Source organism: Prevotella sp. TCVGH (assembly GCF_023522295.1).
Taxonomy (GTDB): domain Bacteria; phylum Bacteroidota; class Bacteroidia; order Bacteroidales; family Bacteroidaceae; genus Prevotella; species Prevotella timonensis.
In genome coordinates, this window is record NZ_QFFX01000082.1 from 1 (window position 1) to 9,058 (window position 9,058).

The 9,058-nt window shown below is 42.8% G+C and carries 8 protein-coding genes; 2 read left to right on the forward strand and 6 right to left on the reverse strand.

What is annotated here, in order from left to right:
* The first annotated feature begins 178 nt into the window (after positions 1 to 178).
* Positions 179 to 1,405 (forward strand): hypothetical protein, encoded by a 1,227-nt coding sequence (locus DEM91_RS11225; protein ID WP_249858987.1) that lies wholly within the window; start codon positions 179 to 181, stop codon positions 1,403 to 1,405.
* Positions 1,406 to 1,469: 64 nt separating this feature from the next.
* Here the strand turns inward: DEM91_RS11225 and DEM91_RS11230 are convergent, their stop codons facing one another.
* From DEM91_RS11230 to DEM91_RS11240, 3 genes are read right to left on the reverse strand one after another with little or no spacing between them, the layout of a single operon-like run.
* Positions 1,470 to 1,979 carry a virulence RhuM family protein gene (locus DEM91_RS11230; protein ID WP_249858988.1) on the reverse strand — a complete coding sequence of 170 codons (510 nt, stop codon included), beginning with the start codon at positions 1,977 to 1,979 and terminating at the stop codon, positions 1,470 to 1,472.
* 27 nt (positions 1,980 to 2,006) lie between these two features.
* Complete coding sequence (locus tag DEM91_RS11235) at positions 2,007 to 2,654, reverse strand: DUF4923 family protein (protein WP_249858989.1); 648 nt, start codon at positions 2,652 to 2,654, stop codon at positions 2,007 to 2,009.
* Between the two features lie 5 nt (positions 2,655 to 2,659).
* Positions 2,660 to 3,376: a Bax inhibitor-1/YccA family protein gene (locus DEM91_RS11240; RefSeq protein WP_103003473.1), complete on the reverse strand. Its 717-nt coding sequence runs from the start codon at positions 3,374 to 3,376 to the stop codon at positions 2,660 to 2,662.
* A 258-nt stretch (positions 3,377 to 3,634) separates the two neighbouring features.
* Here DEM91_RS11240 and DEM91_RS11245 point away from each other — a divergent pair, with 258 nt between their 5' ends.
* On the forward strand, positions 3,635 to 4,189 hold the full coding sequence (locus tag DEM91_RS11245; protein WP_249858990.1) for a sugar O-acetyltransferase: 555 nt from the start codon (positions 3,635 to 3,637) through the stop codon (positions 4,187 to 4,189).
* An 84-nt stretch (positions 4,190 to 4,273) separates the two neighbouring features.
* On the opposite strand, the gene DEM91_RS11250 is transcribed toward DEM91_RS11245, so the two are convergent.
* The 3 genes from DEM91_RS11250 to DEM91_RS11260 all read right to left on the reverse strand — a co-directional run bounded on the left by DEM91_RS11250 (position 4,274) and on the right by DEM91_RS11260 (position 8,691).
* On the reverse strand, positions 4,274 to 4,918 hold the full coding sequence (locus DEM91_RS11250; RefSeq protein ID WP_103003471.1) for a TetR/AcrR family transcriptional regulator: 645 nt from the start codon (positions 4,916 to 4,918) through the stop codon (positions 4,274 to 4,276).
* Positions 4,919 to 5,011: 93 nt separating this feature from the next.
* Positions 5,012 to 6,253: a hypothetical protein gene (locus DEM91_RS11255; protein WP_249858991.1), complete on the reverse strand. Its 1,242-nt coding sequence runs from the start codon at positions 6,251 to 6,253 to the stop codon at positions 5,012 to 5,014.
* A 50-nt stretch (positions 6,254 to 6,303) separates the two neighbouring features.
* Complete coding sequence (locus tag DEM91_RS11260) at positions 6,304 to 8,691, reverse strand: TonB-dependent receptor (protein WP_249858992.1); 2,388 nt, start codon at positions 8,689 to 8,691, stop codon at positions 6,304 to 6,306.
* Positions 8,692 to 9,058 lie beyond the last annotated feature (367 nt).

Below are 9,058 nucleotides of genomic sequence, written 5' to 3' on the forward strand. Positions count from 1 at the left end.
AAGGAGTGAGTCTCTCAGATTTAATTTGTATCTTCGCCATGTCTATCGTCGGATTCTCTTGTTTTTTTGCAACACTACGATAAGTGAAAATTCTGACATGGCAAAAATCCTGAGCAACTTTTTGTTGCTCAGGCACTTAAAAAGTTTAATTTATAATAGTGTTGCGGAATTAAGGAATATGAAAAAAACACTACTAATCACTTACATTTTTTGCATGATAGTTGCCACTGGGCATGCCTGCACGGCCGCGGTAATAACGGGCAAAGCCACCAAAGACGGTCGGCCTATGATATGGAAAGTGCGTGATACAGACGCCCTACAAAACTGCATGCGTTTTTTCAAAGGACAGAAATATGACTTTATTGGCGTTGTAGATTGCCAACCTCGATCAAAAGAAGAAGTGTGGTTGGGAACAAACACGGCTGGATTTTCAATTATAAACACACAATCATTCAATCTTGAGAAAACGGTTAACGGTATAGAGCCGGGTGGGAAAAATGGCGAGTTCATGTACAAAACGCTTAGCGTTTGCGCCACCGTACAAGACCTAAGACACTATCTTGATACCACTAAACTCGTAGGACTGTGCGCCAACTTTGGTGTAATCGATGCTGAGGGTGGAGCCGTGTGGGTGGAAGTTAGCACGCGAAGTTATCATTTTTTTGACGTAAACGACCCCAAAATAGCACCCAACGGATATGCCGTGAGAACAAATTTCAGTTTCACAGGAGAGCCCAACGAGGGGTTGGGATACGTGCGTTATAAAACTGCCGATGATGCTTTAAGCCAAGCCGCAAAAGCCAAAGCTATCACCCCCGACTGGATATTCGAACATTTAGACCGCTCTTTCCTTAACCCCAAACTTGGCATAGACCTACACGATGGCACCCATAACATTCCCAACACATCCGGATGGTTTGTTGACCACGATTTCATCTCAAGAGTGGGAACAGCTTGCTCAGGTGTTATCGAAGGGGTAAAACCGCACGAGAACCCTGAGCTAACAACCATGTGGACCGTCATTGGCTATCCTCCTGTGAGCACAGCGTTTCCCTTTTGGGTTAAAAACGCGGATAAATTGCTACCAGTTTTATACACGATCGGGGCAGGCCAGAAAGTGACCGTTTTCGGAAAGAAAGTGGACACGCTAAAAGATCGGGTTTATTCCTATCACCAAGGAATTGGTTCTGACAGATATTTCAATTGGGAAGCGCTCTACAACAAACAGGGCGATGGAATTATGCAAAAATTGAAACCTGTTGAGAAAGAAATTTTCAACAAGACCAACGCCGTGTCCATGAAATGGTATGAGAACGGTAAAGTTAACACAAAAGAGCTCGAATCTTTATACCTTACGCTAACCAATTATGTCACATCAAGTTACAAGCATCTGTTCGATTTGTAACACACGACTGCTTGATGTATGACAAATAAGAAACGGATTGAAAATTTACAATTATTACTATCCGCTAAACATAGAAATCCTCATTCCAACTCATTGAGACACAATAGTTCGGATGACAGCATGTCAGTGACTTACCCAAAAGTTTAGCGGACAGTAATATAAAATAATCGTGACCAAACTGCTCGCCTTGCTTCAGTCGCTGTTTATCGAGAACATAACCTTTTGTGATAAACGAATTTAGCACTTTTGTGGCCCACTTCCTAAAATAGGTAGCTTGCTCTGAGTTGACCCGATACCCCACTGCGATAATGGCGTCCAATGGATAAAATGCCACTTCTCGTGTTACTTGGCGAGTGCCTTCGTTTTGAACTATTCGGAATTTCCGAATAATTGCATCTTCCGATAGCTCTCCCGTATTGAAGATACTTTTTAGATGTTCGTTGATGGTACTCACGCTCACATTGAACAACTCTGCCATGCGTTTTTGAGTAAGCCAAAAAGTTCCATCTTCGTAGCGTACTTGAATGCTTACGTCGCCATTGTCGCTCGTGTATAATATCAGGTTGCTCTCCATGATTGGTTTTCTAACCCCTTTGTCTACCTATTTTCCCATTTCGAATCCCATGCGGATGCCATCATAGTTTTTGCTAATCTTGCCGATGGTTTCCAGCTTGCTGTTACCGCTGATGCTGGCGATTGCCTGAAACAGAGTGAGCAGCTTTTTCGATTCCATGAGAAAGCTCATGCCTTTTGGCGTGCGCTTGACGTAACAAGGAAGCGTAATCAGGAGCGTCTGCAAATCCAGTTTGCATTCGTCCGCATGATAAATGTACGAGCCTTGAAAGGTCTTGCCAGCCAACTGAATGGTGAAGGTCTTGTCCTTGTTTAACTGAAGAGTGGTGTTGCTTGCATTGAATCCAACGCTTTGGTACGGTGCTTTCAGCTTCTCCTTGGCTTGTGTGGCTGCCACTTCGCCTCCGGCTTTCGCCAAAGCGTTCTTGCTGGTGAACGCTACACCCGGTTGAGTGTAGTGCCACGAGCCATAAAGCTGGGCTTCGGTTGGCTTGTCCAGACCAATGACGCTGTTGAAGGCATTGCCCAAGGCATCGCCATTGGTCACGGCGCTGAGTATTTGACCAAACGTGCTTGTTTCTTTCTTTTGAGTCTGTGTGGTATTTGTTTGCAAGCTGCCACAGCTCATCAATGCCGCACAAGATAGGGCGACGAGTTTCAAATGGATAGTTTTCATTGTTTTTACTCCCGACTGCCAAATATTCGCAACAAATGCAAGAACAGGTTGATAAAATCAAGATACAATGACAGTGCGCCCATGAGTGCAATCTTCTGTGCGCCTTCGCCCATGTCTGTTTGTAAGGCAAGCATTTGCTTAATCTTCTGAGTGTCATAGGCGGTCAGACCTACGAATATCAAAACACCGATGTAACTTACTATCAAGTCAAAGCCACTACTCTTCACGAAGAAGATATTTACCACGCTGGCAATGATAAGCCCAATCAGTGCCATGAGTAGCAACTTTCCTAATGAGGTAAGGTCACGCTTGGTAAAATATCCATAGGCTGCCATGACTCCAAAAGTGCCTGCCGTGATGAAGAACACGCTGGCTATCGATGTAAGGGTGTACACCATAAAGATGAGTGACAAGGTGGCACCATTGAGTACCGAATAAAGCACAAACAACAGGGTGGCTGTCGTCAGCGAGAGTCGGTTGATGGCTGCGGATACCGTTAACACTAATGCCAGTTCGGCAATAATCAGTCCCCACAAAATGGCAGGCTTCTGTACCAGCCACATCATAATATTGGGCGATGATGCCACTCCGTATGCCGTTATGCCAGTGATGACCAAAGCCAATGTCATCCATACATATACTTTGCGCATCAGGGCAGGGAAAGCCAATGACAACGAACCTTCCTTTTCTCTAATTAGTTTTTCTAACTCTTTTACTTCCATAAATAATTTACTTCTTGAATTTTTTGCTAAGATAAATGATTTATGACAAACATGCAAACGCCATGCCATTTTTCCGTTAAAAACTACAATAATTAACAATCTTAGCCCTCGTTGTCCACAATTATTCTTATATTTGTAGGCATAGAGATACCTTACAAAAATGATGAGGTCTATGCAACGGACACGATGAGCACTGTTAGTGAGAATTACTGGTGGACTGTTGCTTGCATTTAGACAAACCGCTCAATTCTTAATGAGATGAAGACAGAAATCGAAAAGATGCGCTCAGAGGAGTTATATTCCTTTACTGACCCAGAAATTGCTGCCAGTCTTGCGCATGCCAAAGAACTGTGTCGCCAATTGCAAACCATGACGATGGACGATGACCGTTATCGTGAAATCATAGAGGAACTTGTTCCTGGCATTCCTTCGTCTTCAGCCATCTGTCCTCCCTTTCATTGCGACCATGGGCATGGCATTGTGATGGGTGAGCATACGTTTCTCAATTATAACTGTACTATCTTGGACGGTGCTTATGTGCGCATTGGGCATCATGTCCTTATAGGTCCCAATTGTCAGCTGTACACGCCGCAGCATCCCATGAACTACTTGGAGCGTCGCTTGCCGCAAGAAACCTCTTATCCTATCAGTATTGGTGATGATACATGGTTGGGTGGAGGCGTCATTGTGTGTCCGGGTGTCCATATTGGTAGGCGATGTATCATCGGAGCGGGTTCGGTGGTAGTGCATGATATACCTGATGACTGTTTGGCAGTGGGCAATCCTGCTGTTATAAAAAAGCGTCTGCGGTAAAACTTCTCCGCTCGGGTGTCATCCGATTTACAGTTGCGTCTCTTTTTATTCCTCAAGAGAGACAGATATTGGAACCTTTGTTGTTTAGTCTTCGGTTTCTAAGTCCAATGTGCCCTGAATGTTCATCATGTATTTCCAGCCACCCACGTCAAATTTAACGTAATCGAGGATAAGGCTTTCTTGTTCTTTGGGTGTCAGATTGTCGTGCATTACAATTTCTTTGATTACTTCTTTCCATAAATTGCACAGCACACGGAGAAAATGAGGTGATATTTGGTCGTTAATGTATGGATATTGCTGCTTCATTCGTTTGATGTAGTTCATTCCGTCAAAACTTTGTTGTTCTATCATCTTGTCAATGGCATGATGAAGTGAGGTGTTGGCAGCCTCGTTCAGCAAAAGTTTTAATTCGTTACGATAGGGAACAACTAACGATGTGACCAATTCTTTCATACTTTCCAAGTATGAGTCGTATCTGAATATGTCCAATGAGGCGTATGATGACTGGTTGGCATTTTGCCGATAGGTTTCAAAGGCTTTTAATAAGGGGTGTATGACACACCTGAACAAATGGTCTTTGCTTTTGAAATAATGATATATGTTGCCAACCGCAATGCCCGAAAGTGATGCAATGCGCTGCATAGATGTGTTTTTCACTCCATTCGCAATAAACTCTTGTCGGGCAACAGCGATGATTCGTTCTTTGATTTCGTCTTTTTGTGTCTGCATGTTGAGCGTATTTTATACTGCGAAAAAGTTTGAGTCTGTTCTTTTGGAATTCTGAAGCAGAAGCAACGAACAGACTCAATCTTCTATTTTTCTTTATTTAGCAAAACTATAAAAGAAACTCGGATTACCCATTACTTCAAATACAGGACCTTTTACTTCCTTTGTTTCTGGATTGTAGGTGTAAAAGCCATTTGCTTTTTTGTTGGCACTCCCAAATACAATTAAATTTTTGTGTTTACCAATGGCAGTTCCTTGAGGGTTGCCAACCTCCATGCCCTCTATCTTGGTAATACTTTTTTTGTATAAATCTATCTCCACGGGTACGTTGGTCATTGATAGATAAGGATTACTCATGGCGTTAGGATCTAAGCCATAGGCATTTAGATAAGCGTATAGTTTGCCTTTACCTCCATAGAGCATGGTTGCAGCAAATTCACCCTTCTTGACCGATAAGCCTTTTACTTCTGTTTGATCGAACCGAATGCAGTATGTGGGGTCTATCTCTTCGCTTCCGTTCTTAATGCGGGCAATACCTCCAGGATGTTGAGGCATAAAACCAAATGCCCCAATGCAGTTGATGTATATGTCTTTGTTCTCATCCATGAAGATAGAATTGGCGTCTATGGGGCGTGTTGCAAAACTCATGCCTAATGATGTGTTGGTAATGTGCTTTTTTACTTGGTCTGTCTTGGTGTCAATCATGGCAAGCTCTATGGTGTTGGAGGTTGGCATCCACTGTGCATTAAACTGATTTAGCCCAACAAACAACATGCCGTCTCGGATAATCATGGCAGCTGGGGCTACCTTGGTGTCTTTGTGTGCTAAAGAGTTAAGGTCTATCTCTGTCAGTTTCTTCATGGTTTTCGGATTAAATACCATGATTTTTCCCAAACCATTAAAACTAACATAAGCCTTTTCTTTATTCAGTTCTACCACATTACTGGCAGCAGCTCCTGCAGGGATGGACAGTGTGCCTTTTTGTACAAAGTTGCCTTGCGCATCAATGTTGTATCGGGTAATCTCTGCCTTGGAGTTCCCCATATAATCGGGGAAGGAATATAGATTACCACTTGGTGTGATGATAGGTGTTGAACCAAATCCTGTGGGTGTGGCGTTTTTGTTGTTGTACTTCCCGGGCGTCATGTCGGCAAGTGCTTGCATGTACACGCTGCCGTTGGTGCCTTCGGGGTTGGTAACTCCTGTCGCAAAAACAATGCCTTGGAAGGCATTGGCACCAGTATTTTTCTTTGATTGGGGCGTAGCGTTGTCGTCGCTACCACACGATGCAGCCAGTACGGAAAGAGCAATGGCTGACAATAACATCTTGATTTTCATACGTTTTTTTTTGTTTTAATGATATAATTGATGAATTGATACTATAAATCTCACTTTAATAAATATCTTACTTTGAAAGCAACAGACCGTCCAGGCAAAGGACAATTCAAATCGGATACGACGCGGCGGTTGGCTATATTCTTAACCTTTAGCGTAAAGCTCCATGTACTGTTCTGTAATGTGTGTTCTATTGCTGCATCTACTATCATGGAGGTGGGTATTTTGCGCTCTTGATATTTGCTCATCTCAAAATCGTAGTAATATTGGTGTATATATGAGGCGTCAACCATGATGCGGGTATTCTGTCCTCGACCGCCAAAAATATTCTCCTGATGATATTCCAGCCCTCCATTAGCCATGAAGTAAGGTACATTTGGAATACGCATGTTGTAGGTGGGGTTTTCCACCACTGTTCCAGGAACCATCTTTCGCTTGTCACGTAAGTCTTGGTATGTGGTGTTGGCATATAGATAGAGCATGGGCAACACGTCTCCTTTGGCTTCTAACTCTATTCCCATGGTTTGCACTTCGCCAAAGTTCCTATATCGAGCCATGGTAGGTATCATGTCGGGTGTGAAACGTATCATGTCTTTTAAAGTGTTGTAAAAGCTGTTTAACTCCATTTCTATCATTCCACCATCTTTTAATGCTTTGTGATAGAGCAAGCCAATATTATATCCTGTCGTGCGCTCGGGTTTTAGAGCTGGCGAAGGTAATATGGAATAGCCGTTGCCAATAAGCTCCTCGGTAGACGGTATGCGCACTTCTGAGTTGAACGATGCCTTGACCAACAGTTCGTCGGAGAACTTCCAGCGCATGGCGTTGCTAAAACCAGCAAAGTTTTTTGAACTGCTGACGGGCTTTGGCTCACTAATAGAGTAAGTGGAAATACTCCGTGAGTCGGAACTATATATAAAGTCTTTTATCGTGAATGCGTTTTGAAATCTGCCATTAAAGAGTGTCAAGTCGTACGATAGTCCTATAGTAGTAGATGTCATTCTGCTATGAAAGTTGGCATTGAATCCTAAAGCCTTATCCATAAGCGAGTCGGAGGGAAACATATTCGTATTGTTGGCACATACATTGAGGTTGAGGCTGTGGTGTTCATTGATGAGATAATTTAGGTTGAGCTTGCCGCTCCAATCATACGACTTGTTATCGCCATCGCTTGGATGGCTGCCTTGCTCACCACCAAAAGGCGATACGGCAGGCAGTTGGTTGCCATCCCAGTCGTAGCGACACTTGGCTTTATCTGTCATTCCATATCGTCCGTACGAGAGTAGTGTCTCAAAAGTTAGGTCTAAGCCTGGTGCAAAAAAGTTCTCTTTTTGCAGTTTCAGCGCAGTCATGAGGTTTTGTGACTTATTGAAAGCCTCACGAATATATTGGTCAATACCTTGTATCTCTTGTCGGGTGTGGGTAAATATCAGTTCCCATTTTAGTTCGTCAAACCACCATTTGGTGGCTTTCACAGATGCGCCACCAATAATCTTGGAAAATTTGTCATGGGTGCGCTTTACGGTTCTTCCATCCAAATGGTCTAAAACCATGTCGTAATCGTTGTCCGAATGGGTGTACACTCCACCAATGCCAAACTGCAGTCCTGTGCGTTGGTTGGTACGCTTCAGAACAGTAGATAATTGGTGAGTGTTGAACGAGCTTATCTCGTACGATGCGTCGAAGTAAAGGGGAGGATACTCTTTGGTTACTACGTTTACGGCTCCACCTAATGCAGAACCACCAAACTTGTAGGGAACAATACCTTTATATATCTCAATACGTTCTATCATTGAGGTAGGAATGTCATTGAGTGCCACAAAATTATTCACTCCTCCTAAGGGGCTTTCGTCAACAAACATGCCCATGCGCTTGCCTTCCAGCCCTCGTATTGATATGCGTGACGCACTTCCCATGCCACCTGTGTCGCGTACTGTTACCCCTACGGTGCGAGCCAGTACGTCATTGATATTCGTGGCAGTTCCCTCTAATTGTCGTTTACCTATGACCGATACGGGCAAAGCCGACTGCTTTAGTTGTCTTATCTTATTTTTGCCCAAGATAGTTACACCTTGTAGTGTGTTACTGTTTGCATGTAGAGCTATGTTGATGCAAATGCTGTCTTGTTTGTTGACAAATAAATCTACATTGATCTTTTTTGTTTTATAGCCGACGTAAGACACCTGTATGGTAAACTTTCCTTCTTCGCTGATGGGCAGAACATATCTACCTTCTTCGTTGCTGGTGGCACGCTTTTCCGTTCCGATGATTTCAATACTGGCACCACTCAATGGAATATGTCGCTGCTCATCGGTAACATATCCATGCAGTATGGTTGTGCCATGTGTTTGTGCGTTAGCGTTGTAACTTGTGGTGTGGAGCAAGCATAGTATGTAAAAGATACGTAGCAGGCATAAAGAATGTGTTGATAGGCGTTCCATGTTTCGCTTTTTTTGTTTTTGAGGAGTTTTGAATAATGAATGAAATTCAAAATTATTCACAAAAAAAAGATGCACCAACTTAAAGTCGATGCATCTACATATAAATTTTCTACAAAAATATCTATCTTTCTTTCGTTTCCTTGTCATTGAAATATTTTTTTGTTGGCGGCAAAGGTACTGCATATAAAATAAATTTGCAATACTCATTTGTAGGTATCTTGAACCATGATGTTTTTTCGATGAGAAGCAAAAGGATTTCTCTCCTTAAATAACAAGAGACAAATATCGCTTTTGTCCTCTTTTTTTACCATAAAAAAGGGGTCGTCATGGGGTTGTTTTTTCGTTGGAAATGAATCGTTCGTTGAAC

Coding starts and splice junctions, on each gene's coding strand:
- DEM91_RS11225 (WP_249858987.1), top strand. CDS start 179: ATGAAAAAAACACTACTAATCACTTACATTTTTTGCATGATAGTTGCC.
- DEM91_RS11230 (WP_249858988.1), bottom strand. CDS start 1,979: ATGGAGAGCAACCTGATATTATACACGAGCGACAATGGCGACGTAAGC.
- DEM91_RS11235 (WP_249858989.1), bottom strand. CDS start 2,654: ATGAAAACTATCCATTTGAAACTCGTCGCCCTATCTTGTGCGGCATTG.
- DEM91_RS11240 (WP_103003473.1), bottom strand. CDS start 3,376: ATGGAAGTAAAAGAGTTAGAAAAACTAATTAGAGAAAAGGAAGGTTCG.
- DEM91_RS11245 (WP_249858990.1), top strand. CDS start 3,635: ATGAAGACAGAAATCGAAAAGATGCGCTCAGAGGAGTTATATTCCTTT.
- DEM91_RS11250 (WP_103003471.1), bottom strand. CDS start 4,918: ATGCAGACACAAAAAGACGAAATCAAAGAACGAATCATCGCTGTTGCC.
- DEM91_RS11255 (WP_249858991.1), bottom strand. CDS start 6,253: ATGAAAATCAAGATGTTATTGTCAGCCATTGCTCTTTCCGTACTGGCT.
- DEM91_RS11260 (WP_249858992.1), bottom strand. CDS start 8,691: ATGGAACGCCTATCAACACATTCTTTATGCCTGCTACGTATCTTTTAC.